This is a genomic window from Gordonia sp. ABSL11-1 (genome assembly GCF_030315685.1).
Taxonomy (GTDB): Bacteria; Actinomycetota; Actinomycetes; order Mycobacteriales; family Mycobacteriaceae; genus Gordonia.
The window spans coordinates 50,584-75,567 of the sequence record NZ_JASXSI010000015.1 but is presented as its reverse complement, the minus strand read 5'-3'; the positions used below and the strand labels follow the sequence as shown (position 1 = coordinate 75,567).

Below are 24,984 nucleotides of genomic sequence, written 5' to 3'. Positions count from 1 at the left end.
CGTTCTGCTGCGGTGGCGGAGGGATTTGAACCCTCGGTACGGGGTTACCGCACACAGCATTTCGAGTGCTGCACCTTCGGCCGCTCGGACACGCCACCGCGGAAGACTGTACCGCAGTCGGCGCTTGTCCCTAAATTGCCTGGTCAGAGGGCCGAATCGGGGGGCTAGTCCTTGCCGGTCAGCTTGTCCTTGACGTCGTCGACCTTGCCCTTCACGGCATCGGCGGCGTCGGCGACCTTCTGCTTGCCCTGGGCGACGGCCTGGTCACCCTTGCCTTCTTCTTTGAGGTCTTGGTCATCGGTGAGGGAGCCGGCAGCTTCTTTACCGCGTCCCTTCAGTTCCTCGGCCTTGTTCTTGGCGTCGTCGTGGATACCCATGAACTGCCTCCTCCTGGTGATCCCGGGACCCTGTGTCGCCGGGTTGCAGGTACTTCCACGGTGCCACGAGACGGCGTCGCCGACCAGAGATACAGGTCACGCCGATCTCAACGTCCGCCGAGCTTGTCCTTCAGCTCGCCGAACTTGTCCTTCGCGGTGGACAGCGCCTCCTGCACCTTCTCGTTCTCGGCGAGTTCGTTCAGCTTCTCCTTGGCGGCGCCGACCGCGTCCTGCACGGCGTCGCTGTTGGCGATCTCGGTGAGTTTGTCCTTCGCGGTGCCGACCGCGTTCTGCACGGAGTCGCTGGCGGCGAACTCGTTGATCTTGTCCTTGGCGGTGTTGACGGCCTCGGTGACCCTGTCGGGGTTCACGCTGTCGGGGTTCACGCTGTCGGGGTTCACGCTGTCGGGGTTCACGCTGTCGGGGGTCACCTTGTCACTGGGATCGGACATGTCGGTCCTTGCCTTTCCTGCGGGGGTCGGTCGGTGGTGCCGGTGCCGGATGTCGGGATCCCGCCGCACCGCTGACTCCAATCTGCCAGAGCCGTGACGTCGGCGAACCCTGATATTCACCCTGATTCTTCGACGACGGTGAGCCAGGGTGGGTGCCGCACGTGAGGCGGCTCAGTCGCGGTGTGCGTGAAAGAAGTCGAGCATCATCGCCCGGCACTCGTCCTCGCGGACGCCGCCGACGACCTGCGGACGATGCGCGAGCCGCGGATCACGGACGACGTCCCACAACGATCCGACCGCCCCGGTCTTGGGTTCCCACGCGCCGAAGACGAGGGTCTCCACACGGGCCAGGGTGATCGCGCCGGCGCACATCGTGCACGGCTCGACGGTGACCGCGATGGTGCAGCCCGGCAGCCGCCATCCGTCTCCGAAACGCGCGGCCGCGGCGCGCAGCGCGAGGATCTCCGCGTGTGCCGTCGGATCCCCGTCGGCCTCACGCCGATTCGACGCCCGCGCCAACTCGATGCCCCCCGGGTCGAAGACGACCGCTCCGATCGGGACGTCGTCGGCTCCGGCCGCTCGGGCCACCGCCAACGCCTCCCCCATCATCGATTCCCAGATCGCACGCGGCGAGCCCAGGTCGGCCGCCGAATGTGCGGGGACGTCGGCGCCGGAGGTCAATGTCCGAGGGTGTCGAGGACCTTGGACAGTTCGTCGGCGAAGCCGAGACGGGCGGCGATCATGCCGACCTGCTCGTCGGCGTACAGGTCGGTGTCGCCGACGATGATGCTCATCACCGCGTCCGGCAGACCCAGATCGGCGAGGATGCCCAGGTCACCCTCCTCCCACGGGTCGACATCGTCGATGTCGTCCGGGTCCAGGTCGGGGACCTCGACGTTCATCGCCTCGAGGGCGTCGGCGGCGACGTCATAGTCGATGCCGGCCGTGGCGTCCGAGATGAGCAGCTGCGCACCCGAGGGGCTGGGCCGGACGACGATGAAGAACTCGTCGTCGACGTCCAGCAGACCGAACACGGCGCCGGTGGCCCGCATCTCGCGGAGCTGACGTTCGGCGTCGTCGAGGGTCAGCAGCGCCGACGGTTTGAGCGCGGTCACCTTCCACGCACCCTCGTCTCGGACCACCGCCACCGCGAAGCCCTCGATCTCGTCGTTGACGTCCTGCCTGTTCGACCCACCCGATACACCAGCGCCGGCACCTGCCATGCAGGTCACCGTATCTGTTTACGGCTGGGCACCCAAGTCCCGGCCGGTCGGCGGGACCGACGACTCGCCGTTCACCGATGCATCGGTGATGTGGGAACGTGGAGTGGTGACTTCTGCGGCTGATCCCGAGGACCCGTCCAGGCACCCTCCCGTGTGCGTACTCGGACTCGGACTCATCGGCGGTTCGTTGCTGCGCGCATTGCGCGACGCGGGCCGCGGCGCCTTCGGCTACAACCGGTCCGGGGAGAGCGTCGACGCCGCGGTCGCGGCGGGATACCGCGCCTCGACCGACCTCGGCGCCACCCTCGACGACGCCGCGACCGGCGGCGCGGTGATCGTGCTCGCCACGCCGGTCACCACCATCGACGAGCTGCTTCCGGCAATCGCGCAACGGGCACCCGGATGCCTTCTCACCGATGTCATCAGCGTCAAACGAGCAGTTGCCGAATCGGTGTCGCGACTGGCACCCGGAATACGTTACGTCGGTGGACATCCGATGGCGGGGACCAGCAGATCAGGTTGGGCGGCAACCGATCCCGAGCTTTTTCGCGGCGCGATGTGGATGGTGACGACCGAGGATCACACCGACGCCGACGATTGGCTGACGATCGCACGTATCGCCAGGCAGGCGGGGTCGTACGTCGTTGCCGCAGCTCCCGACGCCCACGACCGTGCCGTCGCCGCGATCTCTCATCTCCCGCACCTCACCGCGGCCGCGACCGCGGCGGTGGGCGGCGGTGAGAGCGACCTCGCGCTGCGACTGGCGGCGGGAAGCTTCCGCGACGGCACACGGGTCGCCGGTTCGGCACCCGCCTTGCAGCGAGCCATGCTGGAGGCCAACGGGATCGCCCTGCTGAACGTGCTCAGCGAGACCATCGACCGGCTGGTCGCCGCACGCGACGAACTCCGCGACAACGGAAGCGTCGAGGGTCTCGTCCACGACGGGCACCACGCGCGCCTCGCCTACGAGGCGATTGCGTCGGCGCCGCCGGTGCCGGTGACCGGGGTCGAGATCGGTGCGCCCGGCTGGGCCGAGGAGCTACGACGACAGGCCCACCAGGCGCGGGTCTGGATGGGTTGAGCGCGACGAGTCGCGGTCAGACGCGGGAAGCCAGGCCCGCGTAGTCGACGACGAATCCGTTGGAGTCGACCGTCAGCGACGACGTCACGATCGGTGACACCACACCGATGGCGTCCGGTCCCGGCGCGTAGTGCAGGGTCGCGGGCTCGACGGTCCCGGCGGGCAGATATAGGTAGACCACGGGGACATCGGTCTCCGCGCCGCCCTCGTGCAGCCGCTTGCGGCGGATCGGCAGGGCGTTGAACATCGGCGACAGTGCGAGATCGACATCCTCGGCGCCGTTGAACTCGCCGCGCTCGGTGCCGCCCGGGGTCTGGATGAGCCAGTTGTGCTCGCCGTCACGCGTGATGGCCAGCTGTGTCTCTCCGCTCGCACGCAGGAGGTGAACCGACAGACGCTTGGTGACGCCGTCGTCGTTGGTCACCAGCTCGTAGGACGCCGAGAACGCCTCGTGCTCGTCGGTGGCGGCCGCGATGATGCGTCCGTAGGCCTTGATCCGCTCGCCCGTGACGTGCAGGCGCACCTGTTCGAGCCGGTCAGTGCCCTCGCCACGCCACGTGACCATCGTCTTGACGTCCGAGGGCGCAGCGGCACCCTCCGGCGAGGTGGTGTTCTCTGGGGCTGTTTGAGAAGAACTCACCCGTCTACGGTAGCGACCCGAGGTCTCCCGTACACAGTCGATGACCGGGGAGCACCAACGAAACGGTGATCCGTGCCACTCACGCGCGGCAGGAGACGGTCCGTCGCGGGGTCTGCGCACTGATCCGATCGCTGGACACGGTCCGGCCGTCGACGCTGATCGAACACCGGGCGTCGCCCTCACCGGCGAGGACCAGGATGCGCAGCGGATTGGACGTGCCGGTGAAGGTGATCGTCCAGTTCGTCGGCGCGCCGACGGTCGTGCGCAGCCCGTTGTCGTCGACGTAGAGGATCGTCGTCGGGCTGGTCGCGGTGACCTCGTAGACGACCTCCTTGCCGCTCGGCACCATCGGCACACCGGGCGTCGGCCGCTCGTCGCGCGGGACGCCGGTCGGCATCCGGGTGGGCACATCGGAGATGACCACGGGCAGGGTCGGCCCGGCGGCCGGTTCGACATCGGACCGCAACGCAGCACGTCCGACGGTCAGGGCGAGCAGTCCGAGTGCCGCGACGGCGACCAGCGCGAGAATCCCGACGAGTCTGCGGTCGGACTGCGCGAGGCGTGGCCGGCGGTCGTCGGATGGCGGTTCAGACGACCCGGGGTCGTCGGGGTCCGAGTCGGCCGAGTGCCCGGCCGAGGGGTCGGGCTGCGGCCGGGTGGGCTGCTGACCCGGGACGAATTGTGGTGTGCCGTCGGGTGCATACCCCAGCGGCGGATACAACTGGCCGTAGATGGGGGTGCGGTACAGATCGTCCGGAGGGCCCACCCCCTCGACAGTACGACGCCGCGACGGCCGACGTCGGAGTGCCGGCGCCGACCTGCGACTCCTAGAGTCGGCTCTCCAGCCGCGCGGACAGTCCGGCCTCCTGGAGGTCCAGCCGCTCGAGCATGGCACGCACGGCCTCGTCGTCAACGTTTCCGGCGTCGCGGTCGACGACCAGTGCCTCACGCTGGGCGTTGAGCACCGCACGGTAGAGCGCCGCGAAGGCGTCGTTGCGCGCGGTGTGCGCGTCCGGATCGGGCATCTCCTCGGCATCGCGGGCCTGGCGGGCCACCGTGTCCTTGATGAACTCGACGGTCGCGGCGTCGAGTGCGGCGGGCGGTCGGTCGACGAAGTCGGCGATGACCCGATCGGCCGCATCGTGCACGATCTGTTCGGTGAGCGCGGTCTGCGTGTGGTCGTAGCGCTCCTCGTCCTCGTTGTGCAGATGCAGACGCTGGATCATCCACGGCAGCGTCGGCCCCTGGATCAGGATGGTGCCGACCGCGACGACGAAGGCGATGGCCTGGATCGCGGAGCGTTCGGGGAACGGTTCGCCATTCGCCATGGTCACCGGGATACCCGATGCGGCGGCCAGCGTGACGACCCCGCGCATACCCGTCCACGCGACGATCGTCGATTCCTGCCAGGTCAGTGGACGGTGGTCGATGCGGTCGGTGAACCGCCGCCATCGGCCCGGCGGTTTGTCGACGGGTTCGGCGCGACGGACCGTCCGTCGTGGGCTCGCCTGGATCTCGACGTTGACGGCACTGTCGATGCGGCGGCTGACGACGCCGCGACCGAACATGGCGAACACGCAGATCGGTCGGATGGCGAGGACGACGGCCAGCACCAGCACCGACGCGGCGGTGATGTGTAGCAGCGACTCTCGTGCGTCGCGCAGGTCCTCGATGATGAACCGCATCTGCAGACCGATGTAGGCGAACACGAACGCCTCCAGCAGGACGTCGACCGAGTTCCAGACGTACCGTTCCTGGAGTCGCGTCTGGTAGCCGGCGTGGACCGATCCGGAGCCGACGACGAATCCGGCGATCACGACGGCCAGCACGCCCGACGCATGGAGGTGCTCCGCCGCGAGGAAGGCGGCGAACGGCACGACGAAGCCCTGCACGGTCTCCAGCGCCGGGTTCTGCAAGTGACGTCGAATCCACAGCGTCAGCACACCGAGCACGCCGCCGACGATCGGACCGAGAATCGCGTTGTACCCGAACAACAGCAGCGGATTCCCGATGAACGAATGGGTATCGGCGATCTGCGAGATGGCGATCGCGAACAGCGACAGTGCGGCGGCGTCGTTGACGAGGCTCTCGCCGGTCAGGATCGTCATCAGACGTTTGGGCAGGCCGAGTTTGCGCCCGATGGCGACGGCGGTGACGGCGTCGGGTGGCGCGACGATCGCACCGAGGAGCAGTGCGAGCATGAAGGTGAACTCGGGGATCACCAGGGACGCCACCCATCCGACGACGACCGCGGTGATGACGACCATCGCGACACCGAGCCCCAGGATCGGTTTCAGGTTCCGCAGAAAGCTCGGGAACGAGAAGTTGAGGGCCGCCGAGTAGAGCAGCGGCGGCAGCACCACCGTGAGCAGGATGTGCGAATCGAGTTCGACGCGCGGCATTCCCGGGATGAAGGAGACCGCGAGCGCGATCACCACGATGATCAGGGCCGGCTGCATGCCCCGGCGGTCGGCGATCGCGGTGACGATGATCGCGCCGACCAGGACGAGGATGAGCAGTTCCATGGCGGGATTGTGTCAGGTCGGTGGGGTTCGCGTGCGGCGAGAACCTACGCTGTCAGCATGCCCGAACCGCTCGACGACGGACCGTTCTACCACGGCACGAAAGCCGATCTGCGCCCCGGTGATTCACTCACGGCCGGGTTCCGGTCGAACTATCGGCCGGAGATCGTGATGAACCACATCTATTTCACCGCCATGCGCGACGGGGCCGGCCTCGCCGCCGAGCTGGCGGCCGGGGACGGCACCCCGCGGGTGTTCGTCGTCGAACCGACCGGACCGTTCGAGAACGATCCGAACGTGACGGACAAGAAGTTCCCCGGCAACCCCACCCGGTCGTATCGGAGCACCGCACCCCTGCGGATCGTCGCCGAGGTCGATGATTGGACGCGACTGACCCCGGATACCCTACAGGGCTGGCGCGACCGCCTCGCCGAACTCCGCGCGGATCATCGCGGCGAGATCATCAACTGACCGGCTCGCCCGCGGCCCGGGTGTCGTCGGCGGCGCGCTTGCCGAACGCCAGTTTGCCGTTCTCGAAAAGGAGCGGATAGATCAGACCACCGATCACACCGCCGATCAAGGGCGCAAGCCAGAAGACCCACAGCTGAGCGGGTGCACCATTCGCATTGAAGAATGCGACACCCGTCGAGCGGGCCGGATTCACCGACGTATTGCTGATCGGGATCGAGATCAGGTGGATGAGGGTCAGCGACAAACCGATCGCCAGGGGACCGAACCCGGCGGGCGCGCGGCCATCGGTCGCTCCGAGAACGACGATGAGGAAGAACGCGGTCAGCAACACCTCGGCGATGAAAACACTCGTCAGGGAATAGCCGGCCGGAGAATGTTCGCCATATCCGTTCGCCGCCATATTGCCCACACGTTCGAAACCCGGTAGCCCCTTCGCGATCACCCACAGCGTCAAGCCGGCCAGCAGACCACCGGCGACCTGCGAGATCCAGTACCCGGGCAGATCCTTCCACGGGAGCCGTCCGCTCACCGCAGCGCCAAGAGTGATCGCCGGATTGAAATGCGCTCCCGAGATGTGCGCCACCGCGTAGGCCAGGGTGACGACCGTCAGACCGAACGCAAGGGCCACGCCGAGGAAGCCGATTCCCAATTGAAAGGTGCTCCGGCCGTCGTCGGATTGGGCGACTTGTTTCGCGGCATAAATGGCGCTGCCACAGCCACCGAAGACCAACCAGAATGTGCCGATGAATTCCGCGGCGATTCGTGCCACGGGTGATGGTGAGTTCATGGGAATCCTTTCAGTGTGCGGCGCGACAAAGATCCCCCGGCGAACACGGTAACCGAGAATGCTCCGAAAACGGTGAACCCTGGGAAAACTGTTCTCGTGTCAGTCGCGTCGGATACTGGCCCGCACCATCGGGATGACGTGGTCGACAAGCAGCGGCGCCAGATCCTCTGGCAGCGCGACGGTGTCGATGTCGAGCCAACGGATCTCCGCGATCTCGGCCGATGGCGTGATGTCGGAACCAACGACCCCACCGTCGAAAATCGTTGCCAGGACGTCGAATCCGTCCTCGTTGGCCGCTGCCGACCGAAAGGCTCCCCACTCGTCGAGGTCGCCGGCCGCCACCGTGAGCCCGATCTCCTCCAGACATTCACGCGCCGCAGCGTCGACGGCTGATTCATCGGGTTCGGGCTTTCCGCCGGGAAGCATGAAACGTGTCGTGCCCCGCTTTCGGACGGTGAGCAGGCGCCCGGTGTCGTCGCGGACGACCACCCCGCTCACCACGATCGTCTCGGTACCCGGCACGCCGCGATGCTACCGTTGCCCCCCCATCACCGGGAGGTCCTGAGATGGAATCGTCCTTTGTCGGCATCGGTCTCCCGATCGCGCTCGCGGTCGTCATGTTCGGACTCGGGCTGTCGCTCACGGTCGCAGACTTTCGGCGGGTCGTGCGGACCCCACGGGCACTCGCCATCATCCTGGGCGGCCCAGGTGGTCGTGTTGCCGCTGATCGCCTTCGGCCTGGCGAACGTTTTCGAACTCGAACCGCTATTGGCCGTCGGGCTGATGGCGCTCGCCGCGTCCCCGGGCGGGACCATGGCCAGTCTGCTCAGCCACCTGTTCCACGGCGACGTCGCGCTCAACATCACGCTCACCGCGGTGAACTCCGTGACGGCGGTCGTGACGCGGCCCTCGCGCTGGCGATCACACCGACCGTGCTCGACAGCACCGAGATGTCGGTGATCCCCGCCGTCTACGGCATCATCATGTTCCCGCTGGCCGCGGCATTCGGTGCGGTCGTCACGCGGGTGGACCGCTCGACAACGCAAGAACCCCGGCCGGAGCCGGGGTTCTCGTCTGATGTGCGCCCGTAGGGATTCGAACCCCAAACCTTCTGATCCGTAGTCAGATGCTCTATCCGTTGAGCTACGGGCGCGTGCTATTCATTTGTGCCCCGCTGTGGGCGGGTCGGCGGAGGCGAGAGGATTTGAACCTCCGGTCCCGTTTTAGCGAGACAACTCATTAGCAGTGAGTCCCATTCGGCCGCTCTGGCACGCCTCCTTGGCGGAGTCCTTTCGAACTGCCGAAGCGAAAGGTTACACACACCCGGCGGCGCGAAGCAAACCGCGAGGACGCCACCGAAGGGCGTGCACCGTTTTGGCCGTCCGCGGGCGGCAGTCCTACATTTGACGGGTGAGCCTGCGTATCCGTCCCGACCTCGACGACCTGCCCGTCTATGTTCCCGGCAAGACTTTTCCGGGAGCGGTGAAGCTCGCGAGCAACGAGGCCACGGAAGGTCCGCTGCCCAGCGTCCTCGATGCGATCACGACGGCGGCGACGGCGGTGAACCGTTATCCCGACAACGGGATGGTCGAGTTGACCGCGGCGCTCGCCAAGGGGGTCGGGGTCACCGAGGATCAGGTCCAGGTCGGGTGCGGCTCGGTGATCCTCTGCCAGAACCTGATCACCGTCACCAGCGGACCCGGCGACGAGGTCGTCTTCGGGTGGCGGTCGTTCGAGACCTATCCTCTGGCGACACGGGTGGCCGGGGCGACGCCGGTGCAGGTGCCGCTGACCGCCGACCTCACCTACGACCTGCCGGCGATGGCCGCGGCGATCACCGACCGGACCCGGCTCGTCTTCATCTGCAATCCGAACAATCCGACGGGCACCGTCGTCGAGGCGGCCGCCCTCCTCGAGTTCCTGCGGACCGTGCCGTCGGACGTCGTCGTCGCGCTCGACGAGGCGTACTTCGAATACCTGCGCCTCGGTCCGACGCAGGCTTACGACGCAGTCGAACTGCTGCGCGAGTTCCGCAACCTCGTCGTGCTGCGCACGTTCTCCAAGGCGTACGGCCTGGCCGGTCTGCGGGTCGGCTACGCACTCGCCGATCCCGAGGTCATCACCGCACTCGGAAAAGCGCACGTGCCGTTCTCGGTGAACAGCGTCGCCCAGCAGGCCGCGCTGGCATCGCTCGAGGCCGGTGATGAACTCCTCGCACGCACGGACGCCGTCGTCGCCGAGCGGATCCGTGTGACCGGGCGCTTGCGTGATCTCGGCTACCGAGTGCCCGAGTCGCAGGCCAACTTCGTGTGGCTGGAACTGGGTGAGGACACGACCGAGTTCGCCTCCCGATGTGTGGAGGCGGGCGTCGTGGTCCGTCCGTTCGCCGGCGACGGCGTCCGCGTGACCGTCACCCATCCGGCGGAGACCGACGTGTTCCTCGGCTTCGCCGAGCAGTGGGCCGCGCGTGCCTGACCTGACCTGACCGCCGTCGCTCGGAGGGCGTCGCACTCAGTTCGTCCGCCGGGTATGCCACCGCCCTCCGCGTGCTCGCGGCGGACCAGGTGATACCCGGGGGAGGAACGAAGGCGGAGATGTCCGGCGGACGGGACTCAGAGACCTCGCGAGATGGTCTGCCAGGCGACCGGAAGATCCTGTTCCCAGTACACCCAGTTGTGGGTCCCGATGACGTGGAAACCGTCGGTGTACGGGATGTTGTTGACGCGTAGGGTCGCGGCGAACTCCAACGAGCAGCGCCACGCACCGACCTCGAGCGCCGACGACGCGGCGACGACCGCCGACCGCGGCCCCTCGCTGGAGTCGTACGGTGCCGTGAGGTCACGCGGACCGACCGCGCCGGAGCCGGCGGCGATGAAGATGTCCTTGCCGCGGAGCTTGTCGAGATGACGGCTCGGGTCATGCGCGTTCCAGTTCGCCGATCCGAACGGACCCCACATGTTGGTGGCGTCACCGCCGCTCTTGGCGACAGTGGTGCGGACGTAGCTCTCGTTGACCGGACCGGACACCGGCGGGCACCCGCTGAGCGACGCGATGCCCGAGTAGAGGCTGGGGTGGCGCACCGCAAGGGTGAAGGCCGACTGCCCACCCATCGACAGGCCGACGACGGCGTTGCGGCCGGTGCCGTCGAACTTCTCGTCGATCAGCGGGGGCAGTTCCTGGGTCAGGAACGTCTCCCACTGCGGCTTGCCGATCTTCGCGTCGCGACGCACCCAGTTCGTGTAGAAGCTGCCCGCGCCGCCCGTGGGCAGGACGACGTTGACGTTCTTGTCGGCGAAGAACCGTCCGGCCTTGCCCTTGGTGATCCAGTCGCTGACGTCCTCACCGGCGTCGGCGCCGTCGAGCAGATAGACGGTCGAGCGTGGTCCGCTCCCCGACTGCGGAGTGAGGACGGACACTTTGACCTTGCCGCCCATCGACGGGGAGTTCACCCAGATGTCGGTGCGCAGTGGGCTGAGCTTCGACTGTTTGGAGATCATCGCGACCTTGGTGTCGTCGGCGTGCGCGACTGCGGCCGGCATCACGAGGGCGGCAGCCAGCAGCGAGACGACCGCGGCCGTCCACCGATTCGACTTACGCATGCGCTCCCTCACTGCCCTCCCCCCAGACAGGATACTGATCGGTAACCGACAATGGAAAGCTTGCTTGCATGAACAACTCTTTCGCCTTCGCCGCCGACGTCCCGGTGCGTTGGTCGGACATGGATGCTTTCGGCCACATCAACCACGCGCGCATGGTGACGGTCATGGAGGAGGCGCGGATCCAGTGGCTGCTCGCCGGCGCCGGGAGCGAGGCGAGCGGGCCGGGTGATACAGCGGATGAGTCGTTCTATCCACTCATCACGAGCGCGATGATCGTCCACGTCGACATCCGGTATCAGCGGCAACTGCGGCACGAGGACTCACCGCTGCAGGTCGGCATGTGGATCAAGGGTTTCCGTTCGGTCGACTTCACCATCGGCTACGAGATCCGCCCGGCCGGTGAGGACACCTCGACCAAGGCCGCATGTGTGGCGAGCACGCAGATGGCGGTCGTCGACATCGAGGCCCGCACGTTGCGGCGGCTGAGCCCGACCGAGAAGGAGTATCTGAGCTCGTGGTCGCGCTGAGCTCCGGGTCGCGCTGAGCCTGGACGCTCAGGACGGTTCGTACCGTGCCGGCAACTCCCGAGGTAGGGCCGGAGAGATTCGAGCGATATTGCCCTGCAACACATCCCGATAGATCCTCAGCTGCTCCTCGCCGCTGCGCACCTGCTCGCTGAGTCGTTTGGCGTTGTCGACGGAGATCTCGCGGTCGCCCGAGCGGGCGATGAGTTCGTCGATCCGGTCGTCGATGGTGTGGGCCCTGTCGTATTCGGCGAGGACCCGCAGTTCGACGGCGGCGGACTCGACGACGGACGCGACCTCACCGAGCGCCTGCACCCGGTCGAGGAGTTCGGTCCACACGGGCCGCAGCGTCGTCTCCCGACGGTCGATGTGCTCGGCGAACGATCGATCGAATCCGCCGTTGCGCTTGGCCCGGTCGAGGTCGATGCGGACCGCGCGCAGGGCGATCACGTCGGCGGCGATCTCCGCGAGCTCGGCATGCAGGTTGACCTGCGTGCGCTGGATCTCGAAGTGGTCGGACAGCCACGCCGGGTTACGCACGATGCGGTCGTAGAAGTGTCCCGCGACGTACAGCAGCGTCTCGTAGCCGTCGACGAAGGCGGCCGACCCCGGGGTGCCGACGGGCGCCGCCGGCGACTCGGCACGATCCGGGACCAGGATCTGACTCGCCCACTCGCCGGCCTGCGGGTACCCGGACTTGTTGGCGACCTGTCCGACGACGCCGGCAAGCCGGTCGATCGCGGCGGTACCGGCGCGGCGCACATATCCCGTCGTGTTCACGTTCGGGGTGGGCGTGCACATCAGGCCGGCGAAGAGTCGCTCCCGCTCGTCGATCTCGAGGTAGACGTTCTCGCGCCGTTCCCGGCGGATAGCGCGGGTCCCGCCGGCGAACACGCCCTTGGCGGTGACGAGCACCTTGCGGGCGTCCTCACGACGACGATGCATACCGTTCAAGCGGTTGCGCATCACCGCGCCGACGACGCTCGGCATCATCGGGTTCGACAGCTGGTGCTCGGTCTGGCCGATAGCGCGGGCGAGGCGTCGCAGGTCGCCGAATCCGCCCGGCAGGACCGGCATCGGCAGTCCGGTCGAGATCCTTCGGACGACGATCGCCCGGCCGGCCGGTGTCAGGAATCCGGAGGCGACGAGGATCGCCGCGGTGTCGGAGAGCTCGGGGCGGTCACCCGGCACACGCGACTGATCGCACCATGAGCGGAGTTCGTCGCTCGTGGTCGCGGCCCGCAGACCTGGACGCCGGTTCTCGACCATGTGGTGACCCTCGATTCCCCTACCGGGCGCGGCAGACGTATACCCCGATGCTACCTGCGCGTAGCGACCGCTCCCGGGGTGCGAGCCCGCCACAACGGGCGGGTGAGGCGATGGAGGCCCCACGCGACCGGAACGCTCACGACGGTCGTGGCGATGAACGCCACCGGCATCGAACCGGAGAACACGCCGTAGCCGAGGATGTCCATCAGGATCTCGAGCACCAGGACGTGGACGAGGAAGAACTCGTAGGAGATCTCACCGAGCCAGACGATGGGTCGGCTGCCGCACACCCTCGACCACCAGTCGGGTCGATCACCGTCGTCGAGGATGCCCGGGGGACGCACCGTGAGCGGACCGATGAGCCCGACGGCGACGACGATGTACAGCACATGTTTGACGATGGTCGCCGACGCCGTCGTCGGGGTGATGGTCGGTTCCCCCGCGATCGCGGTGCCCGAGAGGAGGAACGCTGCCACGGCGATGCCCACCGAGATCGTCGGATTCCAGCGCCGGACGAGGTGCGTGCACACGGCCAACAGCATCCCGGCGACGAACCAGCCGAGGAACGCCGGTGCCCCGAGGCGCGCGGTGGCGTCGATGCCGTTGCTGCCGGCCACCACCGCCGACCAGATCGGCGACACGAGCATCAGGGCCAGCAATCCGACGATGAGCAGGTCGGGGCGCCAACGTCGTCGGCAGACCGCCACCACCAGCACCCAGGCGATCACCGGAAGCAGCAGGTAGAACACGACCTCGGCGGCCAGGCTCCACATCTGGGTCAGGCCGGAATGCAAATGCCCGACGCCGTACACCTGGGTCAGCGTCATGTTCCGCAGGAATCCCGCAAGGCCGGTTCCCGTCGGGGACGCGTCCGGTGGGTCGTACACCAAGAACAGGGCGTACACCGCGATCACCGTCAGCCAGTAGGCGGGCAGGATGCGTCGCGCCCGGTGCCAGAAGTAACGGCCCACCGACGGAGACGACCGCCCGTCGGCGAGGGCGTTCACCCACGGCGCGAACAGCAGATAGCCCGACAGCACGAAGAAGATCGCGACACCGACCTCGAACCGGCTGAGCAACCGCCCGACGTAGTCGTCGGTGTAGTGACCGGTCCAGAACGCCGCGTGGGTCAGGCACACCGAGAGTGCCGCGATGGTCCGGATTCCGGTGAGTGCGGGAATCCGGGCGGCCATGCTGCGATCCTGCCATCGGCGGGCCGGATGGCAGGATGTGGGCATGTCCGAACGCATCCGGGGTCAGATCTGGCGCAACGGAAAGACGGTCGACGGGTTCGACCTGAACAAGATCTCGGACTGCCTCGCCGACGACGACCTCCTCATCTGGGCCGATCTCGAATGTCCCACTCACGAGACGATGGCCCGCCTCGCCGACGAACTCGACCTCGATCCGTTCGCGGTCGAGGACACCACGGCGTCGGCCGAACGTGTGAAGGCGATCCCCTACGCCCACCACATGTTCCTGATGGTCTATGCCGTCGTGCTGAAGGACTCCGATCAGGTCGGCGACGATCCCGTTGCGGCCGAGAAGCCCGCGGCCGACACCGTGCCGTCGAGCGGACATGCCGTACCCGCCCAGCAGGCCAAAGCGTTTGATCTGCATCGGATCTCGGTGTTCATCAAGAAGAACGCCTTCATCACCGTGCGACTGTCGGCCGGCTTCGACATCGAGCAGGTCGTCGAGAGGTGGAACGAGATCGGCGGCGAACAATACGGGATCGGGGCGCTGTTGCACGGCCTGCTCGACGTCGTCGTCGACGGACATTTCGACGCCGTGCAGTGTCTCGATGACTCGATCGAGGATCTCGAAGGGACGCTGTTCGACGAGAAGGTGGCCGGCAGTGCGCTGCAACGTCAGACCTACGACCTCCGCAAGGACATCGTCGTGTTGCGCCGGGTGGTCCTGCCGATGCGGGAGGTGATCGGCACCATCCAACGCCGACGACTCGACAACGACGCGCCGCCGGAACTCGATCCGCACTTCTCCGATCTCTACGACCACGCCATCCGGGCCGCGGAGTGGACGGAATCGTTGCGCGACATGATCACCACCGTGTTCGAGACCAACCTTTCGCTCGCCGACGCCCGCCTCAACACCGTGATGAAGAAACTCACCGCGTGGGCCGCGATCATCGCCGTCCCGACCGCGATCACCGGGTTCTACGGTCAGAACGTGCCGTTCCCCGGCTACACGCGGACCCTCGGGTTCGTCACGAGCTCGATCCTCATCATCGTCGTCGTCATCGGCCTCTACGTCAGCTTCCGACGCCGCGACTGGCTCTGACTGCGCCACGAGCCCGACCCCGACTCCGACCCCGACTCCGAATCCGCCGACTGTGCCCTGTTTTTCGCCGAGCGGGTCCAGTTTTTCGCCGATCGTGCCCAGAAACTCGTCGATCGTGTCCTGACTCGCCACCGACCGTCGGCTTGCCGCGCAGTCCGTCCGTTCGAGGGCCCGGGCTGGGCACGATCGGCGAATTTCTGGGCACGATCGGCGAATTTCTGGGCACGATCGGCGAATTTCTGGGCACGATCGGCGAGGTGAGGCGGCGAGGTGGATCGGCGAGCGTCCGGTGCGAACGTCCGGCGCGCTCGATCGGTGCGCGTCAGGCGGGTCGCGGTATCGCCGCCGCGTTGCTCTGCCCGATCCAGCCGGGCACCTCTCGTCGAATGTCGGTGGGCGCGAGGACGGTGATCCGGTCGTCGCCCAGACAGGTCGGCCAGTCGACGTCGCCGCGCCACAGTTCGGTGAGCGTACGCAGATCGGTGACGACGGTGGCGTCGACCTCGTACCCGGGGTGGAAGTCGCAGACCTCCGCCTGTCCGTCGCTGACCACCAGCCACCAGGAGCCGGCCTTGCCCATGACATCGCGAAAGGTGAACTCCACCATGGTCCGTCGTCGTGGCCAGCGGTCGATGGGGACGGCGCGGTGCATGTCCCACATGAGCAGGTGCGGGTCGAGGTCGGCGTCGCCGAGTTCACCGATCCATCGCGTACCCCATGCACTCAGCGCCGTCACCACCTCCGTGAGCTCCTCACCCTTCTCGGTCAGCGTGTAGACCGATCGACCACCCACCTCGGTCCGACGGATCACTCCGGCGCGTTCGAGTCCGCGTAGCCGTTTGGTCAGCAATGCCGGCGACATCTTCGGGACACCGCGTCTGAGCTCGTTGAAATGTCTACTGCCCAAGAGGAGTTCGCGGACGACGAGGATCGTCCACCGTTCGTCGAGCAGTTCCATCGCCTTGGCCACCGGGCAGAACTGTCCATAGGAGGTCATCGTGCACCCACTTCTGTCGACCGCCATCCCAGTACATACCCGCCGGAGGTGGTTGACCAGTACAGATTCTGAACCGGGGGTGGTTCAGATCCTGATCTGGCAGGCCGTCGTCGTGCGGAGAGATGCTGACCTGCGTCAGAACCGATGACGCTGCTTCTCTCGACGTCATCCGAACACATGAAGGAGCACGACCATGTCGATCGACGACATCTCCACCGACGCCGCAATCAAATCCAAGCATCGTGCCCTGTGGGCCTCGGGTGACTACCCCGCCGTCGCCGACGTCATCGCGCCGCTCGGGCCGCGCCTGGTCGAGGCCGTGGGCATCACCGCAGGCGACCGCGTCCTCGACATCGCCGCCGGCGCGGGCAACGTGGCGATCCCCGCCGCGGCCACCGGCGCGCACGTCGTCGCCACCGACCTCACACCGGAACTCCTCGAGGTCGGCGAGGGGCGCGCCCCGGACTCCGGGATCATCTGGCGCACAGCTGATGCCGAGGACCTTCCGTTCGCCCCGGACGCCTTCGACGTCGCAACTTCGTGCGTGGGCGTGATGTTCGCGCCGCATCATCAGAGCTGCGCCGACGAACTCGTACGCATAAGCCGCCCGGGTGGGCGAATCGGGTTGATCAACTGGACGCCGACCGGCTTCATCGGCGAGCTGTTCGCCGTCATGAAGCCGTATGCGCCGCCACCTCCGCCCGGAGCGCAACCCGGAGTCCGGTGGGGCGACCCCGACCACGTGCGCACGCTGTTCGGCAACCGCGTCCGCGATCTCACCGCGACCACGGAGATACTGCCGATCACCCGCTTCGACGACGGTGCCGCCTTCCGCGACTTCTTCAAGGCGACCTACGGACCGACCATCGCCACCTTCCGCACGATCGCCGACGACGCGGACAAGGTGGCCGCGCTCGACGCCGAGATGGCCGCCCTGGCCGACCGCCATCTGACCGACGGCCGGATGGGATGGGAGTACCTGCTGGTGACAGCCACAGTCGCGGGCTGATCACCACCGCGTTCCGGAACGGTCTCGGGATTGGCGCCGCACCGGACATGTCCGACATACTCACTGTGTTACGAATGTGACAGATGTGTCGAATGTGAACTGGAGGTCGATGCCGGTGATGGGGCGGAAGCGGGTGGTCGGCGCGGTGTCCGCATTGGCAGCCCTGTTGCTGCTGATCGGGTCACCGGTCGCACCCTCCGCGCAGGCCACCCCCGACGATGGTTCGACATCCCTCGATTCCGCTCGAAACGACGACACGTCCCCGACAGCCGAGTCGTCGACCACGGGCGATACATCGACCGCCTCGGATCCGTCCCGAGCGTACGTCATGTCGTCGACACCGTTCAACGGTCGCGAGCGGCTGAAGGTGTGGTCGCCGGCGATGGCACGCCCGGTCACCGTCGACGTCCAGCGGCCCGCCTCGTCGGGAGGGTCTTCTCGACCGACGCTCTACATGCTCGACGGCGCGGAGGCGCACACCGAGGAATCCGGTTGGTACGCCATGACCGATCTGGCGAAGTCGGCCGCCGGCGACAAGCTCACCGTCGTCACCCCCGTGGGCGATCCGCACAGCTACTACACCGACTGGCGGGCCGTCGATCCGGGCGTCGGCCGGAAGTACATGTACGAGACGTTCCTGACGCGCGAACTCCCGCCGCTGATCGACGGCGAGTTCGGCGGCAACGGGCGCAACGCGATCGCCGGCGCGTCGATGGGCGGTGTCGCGGCGCTGACGCTCGCGGTGCGGCATCCGTCGCTCTACCGCGGTGTCGCCGGATTCAGCAACTGCGCCAACATCTCCAGCCTGCAGAACCAGCTGCTCACCAGTTGGGATGTGAGCCGCGGCGGCGGTGATGCCGCCAACATGTGGGGTCCGGTGGGCGATCCGGCGTGGGCCGATCACGACCCGTACCTGCTGGCCGAAAAGCTGCGCGGCAAGACCATCTATCTGTCGACGGGCAACGGGCTGCCGGGCAAGTACAACAACCTCCTCGGCGACCCCGTCGACGAGACGTTCCGCGGCATCGTCGGCGAGCTGGGGTCGTCGTTCTGCACACGCCAGATGACCGCGCGACTCTCCTCGCTGGGCATCCCGTACACCGCGAACCTGCACACGACCGGCACCCACAAGTGGGGTTACTGGAAAGACGAACTCACCGTGGCATGGCCAGTGCTCATGCGATCGCTCGGATTACGCTGAGCCACACTGATTTTCAATCCACGGGTACAATTCGTGTGATGAGCGCGCCGATCGCCACCCTTCCCGACCTCACGACCCAGGCACGACGGCTGATCGACCTCGGAGCCGGCCGGATCGCCGGCATCCCGGACACCGACCTGCTCGCCGCCGCCGAGGGCGCCACCGAGGGCGCCCTCCTGGTGCCGAGCCCGCAGCTGATCACACCATCGGCGTTGGCGCCGTTGCTCTCTCGCTCCGGCACATCCGGATTCGTCGTCGTCGACATGACCGACCTCGACGACTTCGCGCCCATCGCGGGCGTCGACATCCCGGACGGCCCGTTCTACACCATCGACGGTATCGACCGTGGCGAGGAGATGCTGAACTGGAGTCCCGACGAGGCGTTGCCCGTCATCACCGGCGCCGGACGGACGCCGCTGACCATCGGGGAGGGCATCGCGTGGCTGCTGCAGCAGCCCGACCGGCTCGAGCCGAACAGGTGCTTCATGACCATCGGCTCACGGCTCACCAGACCGAACGGCACACTCGACGCACGGACCCTGGCGATCTGGATCTCCGGCGGCACCGGCCGCGACGGTCGCGAACGCAAGAACGCACCCAAGGTCGGCTGGTGCTGGGCGGGCAACCGGCACACGTGGCTCGGGTTCGCATCCGCGGCCGGCAGGTGCGCGCTGTCGGCGGAGTGACCCGCGGTCACCGCCACCGACGGAGTGCCGTGATGCACCTCAGGCCGTGAACGCGGCCTCGCCGTCGGGGTGACGGGACGCGTAGTGGCGGGCGACGACGAAGCAGGCCAACGCGAGCACTGCGGGGCCGACCATCACACACGCCATCGGGACGGCGGTGTCGTCGCCGGCGAGACCGCCCAGCGGGGAGACCAGGCCACCGACGAGGAACATCAGTCCTCCGAGCACCGCGCTGCCCGCCCCGGCCGCGTCGCGCGTGTGTTCCATCGCGAGCGCCGCGCTGTTGCCCATCACGAATCCGACGGACGTCACCGCGACGAACAGCGGGATCACCAGTAGGACGGGCATCGCCGACAGTGTTGCGGCGAGCACGCACACCGACGCGACCACCAGCACCGGCAACGCCACGCGGATCGTGTGCGCGGGGTGAATTCGTCTGCGGGACAGCCGGGCCGCGACGAGGCCGGCCGCCGTCATGCCCAGCGCGTTGACCGCGAAGCACAGCCCGTACACCATCGACGACGTCCCCAGCACCCGCTGGTAGACGAACGACGAACTCGAGATGTAGGATATCAGCGCCCCGAATGCGAACGCCTGCGTGAACACGTAGGCGAGGAACGCCGGTCGGCCGAAACGCCCGAGCAGGTCGCGAAATCCCAGACGCGGCGACCGGTCGTCGCGCGGCAACGTCTCCGGCACCGCCGTGAACGCCATGATCAGCTGGATCACGGTTGCGCCCAGGATGACCGCGAGCACCCCGCGCCACGACACGTGGCCGGCGAGGACACCGCCGATGACCGGCGCGATCACCGGGGCGAGGCTCTGGATGGTCATCATCAACGTCATCGACCGCGCACCCGCGAAACCCAGGAGGAGATCGGCGATGATCGCGCGGGCGATCACCATCCCCGCCGCGGCCGCGACTGCCTGCGCGAAACGGGACGCGATGAGGACCTCGATGTTCGGCGACGCCACGACGACGACCCCGGCGAGCACCGCGACCGCCGAACCGATCAACAGCGGGTTCCGTCGACCGTAACGATCGGACACCGGGCCCCAGAGCACCTGTCCGACAGCCACACCCACCAGGAATGCGGTCAGCGTCAACTGCACGTGCGTGGCGTCGGTGTGCAGCGACTCCTTCACCTCGATGAACGACGGCAGGTAGAGGTCGGTGGCGATGGGAGCGGTCGCCGACAGCATCGCGAGCGCGAACAACAGCAGCGGCCCGAGACCTTCGCGGCCTTCGCGGGAGGAGCTCGACGACGTCACCGGGTGACGATAGCCTCGGACCCTCCCGCGGCCCGATCCACCCCGAATGTTCAACATCACCTCCAGACGAAACCGGGTGATGTTTCACAATCGAGGTGTCTGGCGCGGGGCGGTGGGCAAGGAGACAGGCATGTCGGACACGACGCCCACCGCAACTGCGGAAGCGGAGGGATTTGAACCCCCGGTGGTTTTACCCACGCTCGCTTTCAAGGCGAGTGCATTCGGCCGCTCTGCCACGCTTCCCTGCCGATGAGGCTACTGCAGAAACTGTGACTAGCATCGGCAGGGTGCGCGCCATAGCCGGAACCGACCAGCTGTCCGTCGTCACCATCCCCGATCCCGAACCGGGTCCGGGCGAGGTCGTCATCGACGTCGCCGCCGCCGGGGTGAATCGGGCCGACCTCCTGCAACGACAGGGCAACTACCCGCCCCCGCCGGGTGCCGTGGACACTCTCGGGCTCGAGGTGTCCGGGCGCATCTCCGCGCTCGGCCATCGCGTGACGGGCTGGTCCGTCGGCGACGAGGTGTGCGCGCTGCTGACCGGCGGCGGTTACGCCGAGAAGGTCGCGGTGCCCGCGGTCCAGCTGCTGCCGAAGCCGCCGACCGTCGATCTGGTGTCCGCGGCCGCCTTGCCGGAGGTCGCGTGCACGGTGGCGTCGAACCTGTTCGACGCCGCGCACCTGCAGGGCGGCGAGCTGCTGTTGATCCACGGCGGGTCGAGCGGCATCGGCACCCATGCGATACAGGTGGCCCATGCGCTCGACGTCCGCGTCGCCGTCACTGCCCGCACGCGGGCCAAGCTCGACTTCTGCCGCGATCTCGGCGCCGACATCCTCATCGACTACACCACCGACGACTTCGTCGACGTGATCCGCGGCAGCGGGGGCGCCGACGTCGTCCTCGACATCATGGGCGCGAAGTACCTCGAACGAAACGTCAAGGCGCTCAACACCGGTGGACGACTCGTGATCATCGGTATGCAGGGCGGGGTGAAGGCCGAGCTGTCGATCGGCGCACTGATGACGAAGAGGGCTTCTGTGCTCGGCACGACCTTGCGGTCCCGGCCGGTCACGGGTGCCGGTTCGAAAGCCGACGTCGTCGCGACAACACGCCGGATCACGTGGCCGCTGATCGACACCGGTCGGGTGGCACCCATCGTCGACTCGACGTTCCCCCTCGCCGACGCCGAGGCCGCGCACGCCCGCCTCGACAGCGGCGACGCGATCGGCAAGGTCCTGCTGACCATCGACTGACGCCGGGCCCCGCAGGTCGTCGTCAATCGGGTCGACGCTCCGACAGACCGGCGTCGATCTTCCGGAAGATCTCTCCGAATGTCTGATACTCGTCGGGACTCAGCTGATCGATGACCAGCTGACGGATGACCGTGTCGCGGACCGCCATGTGCCGGTCAAGCACCCGCCGTCCGTGCGCGGTGATCCGCACGAAGCGATGCCGGCCGTCGGTTCCGCGTTCCACCCGTCCGACCGACCCCTCGTCGATCAGACGGGTGATCTGCCGCGACACCGTGCTGACCGTCATGTGCACGGTCGCGGCGAGCTCACTGATCCCCCGCTCACGCTCGTCGGCGAGTGCCTCCAGAATCCGCAGGTCCACCTGCGACATCCCGTGCTCCGACATCGCGGCGTTGATCTCGGCGAACAGACCCCACCCACCGCGAACGACGGTCCGCCAGATCTCCCGTTCGGTGGGGTCGAGCGGCCGGTCGGCTCCTCCGGCTGTTGCGCACATCAACTCTCCGCGATCGATACGACAACCTTCATTGTCGTAAACCTAGCGGCCACGATGGCGGATTGCGAGCCTCCTCAGGTGCTTCTCAGCCAATCGGCCCGGTAATCGTTCAACCGAGTGAACCGAGGGCCCTCACAAGGTGATCCACCTCATAGGGCGTCGAGTACGGACCGAGTCCGAGCGTGACGGCGCCGCCGAAATCGCCCGCACCCATCCGTGACAGCGCGCGGCTGGGAGCGTCGGCGATGGCGCAGATGCCGTTGTCGGCGAGCCGTCGGACGACCTTGTCCGCACTGATGCCGTCGAAGGTGAAGCTGACTGCCGGCACCCGGTCCTCGACCGTGCCCACCAGATTCACCTGATTCAGATGCTGCAGGGTCGTCGTCAGATAGAAGGTGAGCCGCTGCAGGTACTCATAGACGCCGTCGAGCGCGGTCACCAGCCGTGGCCGGCGTTTGCCGATCGCGTCGTCGTCGAGCGATGCGAGGTGCTCGACGGAGGCCACCAGGCCCGCGAGCAACGCGCCCTGATGCGGTTCCGGCTCGAAACGCGCAGGTCCCTGCGCCCGCGGGTCCATCGACACCGAACGCAGCCGGTCCATCGCTGTCACACTCCGGAACGCCATCGCCGACACCCGCGGACCTCCCCAGCGTTCGGCCGAGACGAGGACGACGTCGGCGCCGAGCCGGCCGATGTCGAGCGAGAGATAGGGAGCGGCGCTGCTGGCGTCGACGACGAGCAGGGCGCCCGCCTCCTTCGCCAGTGCTGCGATCGCCGACACATCGGTGATCGCACCGATCGTCGACGACGCAAGGGTCACCGCGACGACGGCGGTCCGCTCGTCGATGAGATCGCGGTACTGCCAGGTGGGCAGGGCGCCGGTCTCGACATCGACCTCGGCCCAGCGCGTGGTGGCGCCGTGGTTCTCGGCAGCACGCAGCCACGGCACGATGTTCGGTTCGTCGTCCTGCCGGCTCAGCACCACGTTGCCGCCCAGCCAGGTCGTCACCGGCAGCGACTCGGCGAGTCCGGTGACCAATGCGGACCGCGACGGCCCGAGCACCACCGTCGACGGGTCGGTCGCGAGGAGGTCGGCGACGGCACGTCGTGCCCGATCAACGGTGTCGGCGGCGGCACGCGCCGCCGGGTAGACGCCGCCCGGCGTGGCCGCCAATTGACGGAAACCGGTGGAGACCGCGGAAGCCACCGAGTCCGGGATCTGCATCCCCACCTGCGGATCGAGGTGAATCCAGCCGTCGCCGAGCGAGGGAAACAATCCACGCACGTGTGCGACGTCGAAGGCCATAGATCACACGATAGACAGGGGGTATCGGGCTCATGTGCACATGCCTCGAGCACGGCGCACATGCCTTCGGCACAATGGGTCCATGACTTCTGGACCGTTCCCCGGCAACGACCCACGGACCAACGCCTCCGGCGAGGAGCCCGACAACGTGGTCGTCGTCGGAGGTCAGGCAGCAGGTGTCGACGACGAGGAGGCCAACAGCGTCGCCGACATGGTCGAGCAGCCCGCGAAGGTCATGCGCATCGGCACGATGATCAAGCAGCTCCTCGAGGAGGTGCGTGCCGCGCCGCTCGACGAGGCGAGCCGCAACCGTCTCCGCGAGATCCATCAGTCGTCGATCCGTGAACTGGAGGACGGCCTCGCGCCGGAGCTGCGTGAGGAACTCGAGCGTCTGGTGCTGCCGTTCACCGACGACACGACGCCCTCGGACGCCGAACTGCGTATCGCGCAGGCGCAGCTCGTCGGCTGGCTGGAAGGCCTGTTCCACGGCATCCAGACCGCGCTGTTCGCCCAGCAGATGGCCGCACGCGCACAGCTCGAACAGATGCGTCAGGGACAGCTCCCACCCGGCGTCATGACCGGCGGCGGACCCCACGGACCCAGCACCGGGCAATACCTGTGACGCCCCGCTTGTATGCTGAGTCCCCGTGTCATCGGTAGTCAGCGGCGAGGTACCCCCCGCACCAGCGTCGTCGGACTCACGCACGCTGCGGCGCGCGTTGAGAGATCTCGACGTCGGGCTGCGGACGTCCGAGTTGTGGCTGCACCTCGGATGGCAGGACATCAAGCAACGCTACCGACGTTCGGTGCTCGGTCCGCTGTGGATCACGGTCGCGACCGGCGTGACCGCCGTCGCCATGGGACTCCTCTACGGCGAGCTCTTCGGCATGGACATCAAGGTGTTCCTGCCGTACGTGGCGCTCGGCTTCATCTTCTGGAATTTCATCCAGAGCTCGATCCTCGAAGGCGCCGAGGTGTTCGCCAAGAACGAGGGCCTGATCAAACAGATCCCGGCCCCGGTGAGCGTGCACGTCTACCGCGTCGTGTGGCGGCAGCTGATCATCTTTGCGCACAACGTCGTCATCATCGTGCTGCTGTTCGTGATCTTCCCGCCGCCGCTGCACTGGTCGGTGTTCCTGGTGATCCCGGCGATCGGGCTGTATGTGCTCAACTCGGTGTGGGTGGCGATCGTGTTCGGCATCCTGTCGACCCGCTTCCGCGACATCGGTCAGCTGCTGACCACCGTCGTGCAGCTGGTGTTCTTCATGACGCCGATCATCTGGACCACACAGAGTCTGGGCAAGACATCCGGCGGTCAGGAGTCGTCGCGGCTGAGGCTTGTCGAGCTCAATCCGATGTATCACTACCTCGACATCGCCCGCGGGCCGCTGCTCGGACAGTCGGTGGCGTTCTATCACTGGGCGATCGTGATCGGCTGTACCGCTCTCGGGTGGGTCATGGCGCTGATCGTGATGCGCAACTACCGTGCCCGCGTGGCGTACTGGGTGTAGGGACGGC

General features: G+C 67.3%; 28 protein-coding genes, 4 tRNA genes and 1 pseudogene. 13 read left to right on the top strand and 20 right to left on the bottom strand.

Going from position 1 to position 24,984, the window contains the following annotated elements; all coding sequences use genetic code 11:
* Positions 1–10: 10 nt before the first annotated feature.
* The 5 genes from QSJ19_RS17140 to QSJ19_RS17120 all read right to left on the bottom strand — a co-directional run bounded on the left by QSJ19_RS17140 (position 11) and on the right by QSJ19_RS17120 (position 2,052).
* A tRNA-Ser gene (locus QSJ19_RS17140) sits at positions 11–98 on the bottom strand.
* A gap of 66 nt (positions 99–164) precedes the next feature.
* On the bottom strand, positions 165–377 hold the full coding sequence (locus QSJ19_RS17135; RefSeq protein ID WP_286322105.1) for a CsbD family protein: 213 nt from the start codon (positions 375–377) through the stop codon (positions 165–167).
* 107 nt (positions 378–484) lie between these two features.
* A complete protein-coding gene (locus QSJ19_RS17130) occupies positions 485–748 on the bottom strand; it encodes a hypothetical protein (protein ID WP_286322191.1) in 264 nt (87 codons plus the stop codon).
* Between the two features lie 252 nt (positions 749–1,000).
* On the bottom strand, positions 1,001–1,435 hold the full coding sequence (locus tag QSJ19_RS17125) for a nucleoside deaminase (protein ID WP_286322190.1): 435 nt from the start codon (positions 1,433–1,435) through the stop codon (positions 1,001–1,003).
* 71 nt (positions 1,436–1,506) lie between these two features.
* Entirely contained in the window at positions 1,507–2,052 is a 546-nt protein-coding gene (locus QSJ19_RS17120) for a tRNA adenosine deaminase-associated protein (protein ID WP_286322103.1), read from the bottom strand.
* 88 nt (positions 2,053–2,140) lie between these two features.
* On the opposite strand from QSJ19_RS17120, the gene QSJ19_RS17115 reads away from it, so the two are divergent.
* On the top strand, positions 2,141–3,133 hold the full coding sequence (locus tag QSJ19_RS17115; protein WP_286322189.1) for a prephenate dehydrogenase: 993 nt from the start codon (positions 2,141–2,143) through the stop codon (positions 3,131–3,133).
* 16 nt (positions 3,134–3,149) lie between these two features.
* On the opposite strand, the gene QSJ19_RS17110 is transcribed toward QSJ19_RS17115, so the two are convergent.
* From QSJ19_RS17110 to QSJ19_RS17100, 3 genes are all read right to left on the bottom strand, one after another.
* Positions 3,150–3,773: a putative glycolipid-binding domain-containing protein gene (locus QSJ19_RS17110; RefSeq protein WP_502876212.1), complete on the bottom strand. Its 624-nt coding sequence runs from the start codon at positions 3,771–3,773 to the stop codon at positions 3,150–3,152.
* Positions 3,774–3,852: 79 nt separating this feature from the next.
* Positions 3,853–4,539 (bottom strand): hypothetical protein, encoded by a 687-nt coding sequence (locus tag QSJ19_RS17105; protein WP_286322101.1) that lies wholly within the window; start codon positions 4,537–4,539, stop codon positions 3,853–3,855.
* 61 nt (positions 4,540–4,600) lie between these two features.
* Positions 4,601–6,298 carry a cation:proton antiporter gene (locus QSJ19_RS17100; protein ID WP_286322100.1) on the bottom strand — a complete coding sequence of 566 codons (1,698 nt, stop codon included), beginning with the start codon at positions 6,296–6,298 and terminating at the stop codon, positions 4,601–4,603.
* 57 nt (positions 6,299–6,355) lie between these two features.
* Between QSJ19_RS17100 and arr the strand changes: the two genes are divergently transcribed.
* Positions 6,356–6,766 carry an NAD(+)--rifampin ADP-ribosyltransferase gene (gene arr, locus QSJ19_RS17095; RefSeq protein ID WP_286322098.1) on the top strand — a complete coding sequence of 137 codons (411 nt, stop codon included), beginning with the start codon at positions 6,356–6,358 and terminating at the stop codon, positions 6,764–6,766.
* On the opposite strand, the gene aqpZ is transcribed toward arr, so the two are convergent.
* Positions 6,759–7,553: an aquaporin Z gene (aqpZ, locus tag QSJ19_RS17090; protein ID WP_286322097.1), complete on the bottom strand. Its 795-nt coding sequence runs from the start codon at positions 7,551–7,553 to the stop codon at positions 6,759–6,761. The two genes, arr and aqpZ, sit on opposite strands and share 8 nt — an antisense overlap.
* Before the next feature lie 99 nt (positions 7,554–7,652).
* Positions 7,653–8,075, bottom strand: coding sequence for an NUDIX hydrolase (locus QSJ19_RS17085; RefSeq protein ID WP_286322096.1), 423 nt, complete (start codon positions 8,073–8,075; stop codon positions 7,653–7,655).
* A 44-nt stretch (positions 8,076–8,119) separates the two neighbouring features.
* Between QSJ19_RS17085 and QSJ19_RS27005 the strand changes: the two are divergent.
* A pseudogene (locus QSJ19_RS27005) lies at positions 8,120–8,462 on the top strand (bile acid:sodium symporter family protein); the annotation flags it as partial.
* Between the two features lie 23 nt (positions 8,463–8,485).
* Entirely contained in the window at positions 8,486–8,644 is a 159-nt protein-coding gene (locus tag QSJ19_RS17075; RefSeq protein ID WP_286322093.1) for a hypothetical protein, read from the top strand.
* On the opposite strand, the gene QSJ19_RS17070 is transcribed toward QSJ19_RS17075, so the two are convergent.
* Both QSJ19_RS17070 and QSJ19_RS17065 read right to left on the bottom strand, forming a co-directional pair.
* Positions 8,634–8,706: transfer RNA gene (locus QSJ19_RS17070), tRNA-Arg, on the bottom strand. The two genes, QSJ19_RS17075 and QSJ19_RS17070, sit on opposite strands and share 11 nt — an antisense overlap.
* 36 nt (positions 8,707–8,742) lie before the next feature.
* Positions 8,743–8,831, bottom strand: a tRNA-Ser gene (locus QSJ19_RS17065).
* Positions 8,832–8,963: 132 nt separating this feature from the next.
* On the opposite strand from QSJ19_RS17065, the gene hisC reads away from it, so the two are divergent.
* Positions 8,964–10,028 carry a histidinol-phosphate transaminase gene (gene hisC / locus QSJ19_RS17060; protein ID WP_286322091.1) on the top strand — a complete coding sequence of 355 codons (1,065 nt, stop codon included), beginning with the start codon at positions 8,964–8,966 and terminating at the stop codon, positions 10,026–10,028.
* Positions 10,029–10,165: 137 nt separating this feature from the next.
* Here hisC and QSJ19_RS17055 read toward each other — a convergent pair whose 3' ends face one another.
* On the bottom strand, positions 10,166–11,152 hold the full coding sequence (locus QSJ19_RS17055; protein WP_286322090.1) for an alpha/beta hydrolase: 987 nt from the start codon (positions 11,150–11,152) through the stop codon (positions 10,166–10,168).
* A gap of 68 nt (positions 11,153–11,220) precedes the next feature.
* On the opposite strand from QSJ19_RS17055, the gene QSJ19_RS17050 reads away from it, so the two are divergent.
* Entirely contained in the window at positions 11,221–11,679 is a 459-nt protein-coding gene (locus QSJ19_RS17050; RefSeq protein WP_286322088.1) for an acyl-CoA thioesterase, read from the top strand.
* A gap of 27 nt (positions 11,680–11,706) precedes the next feature.
* On the opposite strand, the gene QSJ19_RS17045 is transcribed toward QSJ19_RS17050, so the two are convergent.
* Positions 11,707–12,945 carry a hypothetical protein gene (locus tag QSJ19_RS17045; protein ID WP_286322086.1) on the bottom strand — a complete coding sequence of 413 codons (1,239 nt, stop codon included), beginning with the start codon at positions 12,943–12,945 and terminating at the stop codon, positions 11,707–11,709.
* Between the two features lie 50 nt (positions 12,946–12,995).
* Complete coding sequence (locus QSJ19_RS17040) at positions 12,996–14,138, bottom strand: acyltransferase family protein (RefSeq protein WP_286322084.1); 1,143 nt, start codon at positions 14,136–14,138, stop codon at positions 12,996–12,998.
* Positions 14,139–14,181: 43 nt separating this feature from the next.
* Here QSJ19_RS17040 and QSJ19_RS17035 point away from each other — a divergent pair, with 43 nt between their 5' ends.
* Positions 14,182–15,246, top strand: a complete 1,065-nt coding sequence (locus tag QSJ19_RS17035) for a magnesium transporter CorA family protein (protein ID WP_286322082.1) — start codon at positions 14,182–14,184, stop codon at positions 15,244–15,246.
* 322 nt (positions 15,247–15,568) lie between these two features.
* Here the strand turns inward: QSJ19_RS17035 and QSJ19_RS17030 are convergent, their stop codons facing one another.
* Positions 15,569–16,243 carry a winged helix-turn-helix transcriptional regulator gene (locus QSJ19_RS17030; protein ID WP_286322080.1) on the bottom strand — a complete coding sequence of 225 codons (675 nt, stop codon included), beginning with the start codon at positions 16,241–16,243 and terminating at the stop codon, positions 15,569–15,571.
* Positions 16,244–16,436: 193 nt separating this feature from the next.
* On the opposite strand from QSJ19_RS17030, the gene QSJ19_RS17025 reads away from it, so the two are divergent.
* The 3 genes from QSJ19_RS17025 (at position 16,437) to QSJ19_RS17015 (ending at position 19,139) form a co-directional block, all read left to right on the top strand.
* Positions 16,437–17,252: a class I SAM-dependent methyltransferase gene (locus QSJ19_RS17025; protein WP_286322078.1), complete on the top strand. Its 816-nt coding sequence runs from the start codon at positions 16,437–16,439 to the stop codon at positions 17,250–17,252.
* A gap of 85 nt (positions 17,253–17,337) precedes the next feature.
* Entirely contained in the window at positions 17,338–18,453 is a 1,116-nt protein-coding gene (locus QSJ19_RS17020; RefSeq protein WP_286322075.1) for an alpha/beta hydrolase, read from the top strand.
* A gap of 38 nt (positions 18,454–18,491) precedes the next feature.
* The gene (locus tag QSJ19_RS17015; protein WP_286322073.1) at positions 18,492–19,139 is read left to right on the top strand and encodes a DUF5701 family protein; all 648 of its coding nucleotides are present in this window, start codon (positions 18,492–18,494) and stop codon (positions 19,137–19,139) included.
* Positions 19,140–19,178: 39 nt separating this feature from the next.
* On the opposite strand, the gene QSJ19_RS17010 is transcribed toward QSJ19_RS17015, so the two are convergent.
* Together QSJ19_RS17010 and QSJ19_RS17005 are read right to left on the bottom strand one after the other, a co-directional pair.
* Positions 19,179–20,411 (bottom strand): multidrug effflux MFS transporter, encoded by a 1,233-nt coding sequence (locus tag QSJ19_RS17010; protein WP_286322072.1) that lies wholly within the window; start codon positions 20,409–20,411, stop codon positions 19,179–19,181.
* Between the two features lie 158 nt (positions 20,412–20,569).
* Positions 20,570–20,654, bottom strand: a tRNA-Ser gene (locus QSJ19_RS17005).
* A gap of 44 nt (positions 20,655–20,698) precedes the next feature.
* Here QSJ19_RS17005 and QSJ19_RS17000 point away from each other — a divergent pair.
* Positions 20,699–21,664, top strand: coding sequence for an NAD(P)H-quinone oxidoreductase (locus tag QSJ19_RS17000; protein ID WP_286322071.1), 966 nt, complete (start codon positions 20,699–20,701; stop codon positions 21,662–21,664).
* Positions 21,665–21,686: 22 nt separating this feature from the next.
* Here QSJ19_RS17000 and QSJ19_RS16995 read toward each other — a convergent pair whose 3' ends face one another.
* Both QSJ19_RS16995 and QSJ19_RS16990 read right to left on the bottom strand, forming a co-directional pair.
* On the bottom strand, positions 21,687–22,160 hold the full coding sequence (locus QSJ19_RS16995) for a MarR family winged helix-turn-helix transcriptional regulator (protein WP_286322069.1): 474 nt from the start codon (positions 22,158–22,160) through the stop codon (positions 21,687–21,689).
* A gap of 109 nt (positions 22,161–22,269) precedes the next feature.
* Positions 22,270–23,466 (bottom strand): cysteine desulfurase-like protein, encoded by a 1,197-nt coding sequence (locus QSJ19_RS16990; RefSeq protein ID WP_286322067.1) that lies wholly within the window; start codon positions 23,464–23,466, stop codon positions 22,270–22,272.
* A gap of 82 nt (positions 23,467–23,548) precedes the next feature.
* On the opposite strand from QSJ19_RS16990, the gene QSJ19_RS16985 reads away from it, so the two are divergent.
* Both QSJ19_RS16985 and wzm read left to right on the top strand, forming a co-directional pair.
* A complete protein-coding gene (locus QSJ19_RS16985; protein WP_286322066.1) occupies positions 23,549–24,088 on the top strand; it encodes a bacterial proteasome activator family protein in 540 nt (179 codons plus the stop codon).
* A 25-nt stretch (positions 24,089–24,113) separates the two neighbouring features.
* Positions 24,114–24,977, top strand: coding sequence for a galactan export ABC transporter permease subunit Wzm/RfbD (gene wzm / locus QSJ19_RS16980; protein ID WP_286322065.1), 864 nt, complete (start codon positions 24,114–24,116; stop codon positions 24,975–24,977).
* Positions 24,978–24,984 lie beyond the last annotated feature (7 nt).

What these genes read in the sequence shown, in the direction of transcription:
- QSJ19_RS16985 (WP_286322066.1), top strand. Translation starts at nt 23,549, where the DNA reads ATGACTTCTGGACCGTTCCCCGGCAACGACCCACGGACCAACGCCTCC.
- QSJ19_RS16995 (WP_286322069.1), bottom strand. Translation starts at nt 22,160, where the DNA reads ATGTGCGCAACAGCCGGAGGAGCCGACCGGCCGCTCGACCCCACCGAA.
- QSJ19_RS17100 (WP_286322100.1), bottom strand. Translation starts at nt 6,298, where the DNA reads ATGGAACTGCTCATCCTCGTCCTGGTCGGCGCGATCATCGTCACCGCG.
- aqpZ (WP_286322097.1), bottom strand. Translation starts at nt 7,553, where the DNA reads ATGAACTCACCATCACCCGTGGCACGAATCGCCGCGGAATTCATCGGC.
- arr (WP_286322098.1), top strand. Translation starts at nt 6,356, where the DNA reads ATGCCCGAACCGCTCGACGACGGACCGTTCTACCACGGCACGAAAGCC.
- QSJ19_RS17045 (WP_286322086.1), bottom strand. Translation starts at nt 12,945, where the DNA reads ATGGTCGAGAACCGGCGTCCAGGTCTGCGGGCCGCGACCACGAGCGAC.
- QSJ19_RS17135 (WP_286322105.1), bottom strand. Translation starts at nt 377, where the DNA reads ATGGGTATCCACGACGACGCCAAGAACAAGGCCGAGGAACTGAAGGGA.
- QSJ19_RS16990 (WP_286322067.1), bottom strand. Translation starts at nt 23,466, where the DNA reads ATGGCCTTCGACGTCGCACACGTGCGTGGATTGTTTCCCTCGCTCGGC.
- QSJ19_RS17035 (WP_286322082.1), top strand. Translation starts at nt 14,182, where the DNA reads ATGTCCGAACGCATCCGGGGTCAGATCTGGCGCAACGGAAAGACGGTC.
- QSJ19_RS17115 (WP_286322189.1), top strand. Translation starts at nt 2,141, where the DNA reads ATGTGGGAACGTGGAGTGGTGACTTCTGCGGCTGATCCCGAGGACCCG.
- QSJ19_RS17055 (WP_286322090.1), bottom strand. Translation starts at nt 11,152, where the DNA reads ATGCGTAAGTCGAATCGGTGGACGGCCGCGGTCGTCTCGCTGCTGGCT.
- QSJ19_RS17040 (WP_286322084.1), bottom strand. Translation starts at nt 14,138, where the DNA reads ATGGCCGCCCGGATTCCCGCACTCACCGGAATCCGGACCATCGCGGCA.
- QSJ19_RS17015 (WP_286322073.1), top strand. Translation starts at nt 18,492, where the DNA reads ATGAGCGCGCCGATCGCCACCCTTCCCGACCTCACGACCCAGGCACGA.
- QSJ19_RS17125 (WP_286322190.1), bottom strand. Translation starts at nt 1,435, where the DNA reads ATGGGGGAGGCGTTGGCGGTGGCCCGAGCGGCCGGAGCCGACGACGTC.
- QSJ19_RS17030 (WP_286322080.1), bottom strand. Translation starts at nt 16,243, where the DNA reads ATGACCTCCTATGGACAGTTCTGCCCGGTGGCCAAGGCGATGGAACTG.
- QSJ19_RS17050 (WP_286322088.1), top strand. Translation starts at nt 11,221, where the DNA reads ATGAACAACTCTTTCGCCTTCGCCGCCGACGTCCCGGTGCGTTGGTCG.
- QSJ19_RS17025 (WP_286322078.1), top strand. Translation starts at nt 16,437, where the DNA reads ATGTCGATCGACGACATCTCCACCGACGCCGCAATCAAATCCAAGCAT.
- QSJ19_RS17120 (WP_286322103.1), bottom strand. Translation starts at nt 2,052, where the DNA reads ATGGCAGGTGCCGGCGCTGGTGTATCGGGTGGGTCGAACAGGCAGGAC.